The organism is Flavobacterium araucananum (assembly GCF_002222055.1).
Taxonomy (GTDB): Bacteria; Bacteroidota; Bacteroidia; order Flavobacteriales; family Flavobacteriaceae; genus Flavobacterium; species Flavobacterium araucananum.
The window spans coordinates 1-1,495 of record NZ_MUGS01000097.1 but is presented as its reverse complement, the minus strand read 5'-3'; the positions used below and the strand labels follow the sequence as shown (position 1 = coordinate 1,495).

Below are 1,495 nucleotides of genomic sequence, written 5' to 3'. Positions count from 1 at the left end.
TAATTACTTCGTCTGTTCGCTTCGCTTGGGTCAAAAAATATATATTTAACACATAGAGACATAGATTTTTTTAGCTAAAAGGAATGCCAAAAGAAATACATTTCTTTCACATAGCTAGGCTATGTGCATTTTAAACAAGTGAAACGCCTTTTTTAAAGATCCAAAAGCTATGTTTCTATGTGTTAAAATTAATTACACCCAATGGGTTTCTTATTTATAAAAATTTAAATCCAAGAGAGATGTTAGAAACCGCGGTTTTTATTTTTCTGTTTGATGGATCAAGATCTGTAACTCCTGCAAGATATCTGTAGTCTAAAGTCAGTTTCCATAAATCGATGCCAACTCCTCCAAGAATACTACTGTTGTTTTTTTCGAATGCGATCAAATTTAGATTATTATTGGCTTTTATATCTGAATAGCTTTTCCAGTTGTATCCGGCAAAAATCCTGACATTTCCTAGTTTGCCTAAAGGAACAACTTTAAAACCAACAAGTAATGTTGCATCAGTTCCTGACAACTCATATTCAGTTTCTCCAATCCCGGTTTGCGAAAGACTAAACTTTGATTTTGCATATCCAAATTCTCCCTGACCATAAAATATTAATAAATTTACTCTCGCAAATCCTGCAACACCATAACCGGTTCCGGAACTTTTTGAACTGAAATCATTAGTAAGCGGAGAAGTGATATTATACGAAAACTGAGGTCCAAATTGTATTAATTGTGCAAAACCATTGGCACTAATACATAATAATACTGCAAGAATAAATTTTTTCATAGCTTGGTTTATTTTTAGATCCCATAAAAATAAATATTATTAATAATAAAAGAAAGATTTGTCTTGTTTAATTTCATATAAGTTTTTGATAATGAATCAAATGTGTTTTGGTAAAAGGAGTTGAATAGAATTGAAAAATAGGTTAAATTTGAGATTCTCAATAAAATAATGCTACAATGAATATTAAAGTAATCAAAGCTTCTGAAACCTGGCAAATAAGACACGTTGTAATGTGGCCGGATCAGCCTTTTGAGTTTGTTCAATTAGAAGAAGATAATTCAGGGTTACATTTTGGTGTTTTTGATGGCGAAAAATTGGTTTCCATAGTTTCTTGTTTTATCGTTGGTACTGAAATGCAGTTTAGAAAATTGGCAACTTTAGATGATTATCAGGGAAAAGGAATGGCTTCGACATTGCTAAAACATATTTTAGAGGTTGCAAAAGACAAAAAATGACCAAATTATGGTGTAATGCGCGAACCAACAAAAAATATTTCTATGAAAAATGTGGTATGACAGATACGCATAAAACTTTTGTTAAAGCAGAACAGGAATTTACAATAATGGAAATTTTGCTATAGAAAATATACTCCCATTTATAGAATAAAATATACAGGATCAAATAATTACGATTTTGATGATTTTTGTTTTGAGAGTCGTTTCTTTCAGGAAATAGTATTGTTTCGGGATGCTTTTTTAAGATAATTAGGCATAAAAA

2 protein-coding genes are annotated in these 1,495 nt (G+C 30.6%); one reads left to right on the top strand and one right to left on the bottom strand.

Features of this window, described 5'->3' with window-relative positions; genetic code table 11:
• Positions 1-214: 214 nt before the first annotated feature.
• Positions 215-778, bottom strand: a complete 564-nt coding sequence (locus B0A64_RS24155) for a porin family protein (RefSeq protein ID WP_089482006.1) — start codon at positions 776-778, stop codon at positions 215-217.
• A gap of 176 nt (positions 779-954) precedes the next feature.
• On the opposite strand from B0A64_RS24155, the gene B0A64_RS24150 reads away from it, so the two are divergent.
• On the top strand, positions 955-1,233 hold the full coding sequence (locus tag B0A64_RS24150; RefSeq protein WP_244285488.1) for a GNAT family N-acetyltransferase: 279 nt from the start codon (positions 955-957) through the stop codon (positions 1,231-1,233).
• Positions 1,234-1,495: the final 262 nt, after the last annotated feature.

What these genes read in the sequence shown, in the direction of transcription:
- B0A64_RS24150 (WP_244285488.1), top strand. Translation starts at nt 955, where the DNA reads ATGAATATTAAAGTAATCAAAGCTTCTGAAACCTGGCAAATAAGACAC.
- B0A64_RS24155 (WP_089482006.1), bottom strand. Translation starts at nt 778, where the DNA reads ATGAAAAAATTTATTCTTGCAGTATTATTATGTATTAGTGCCAATGGT.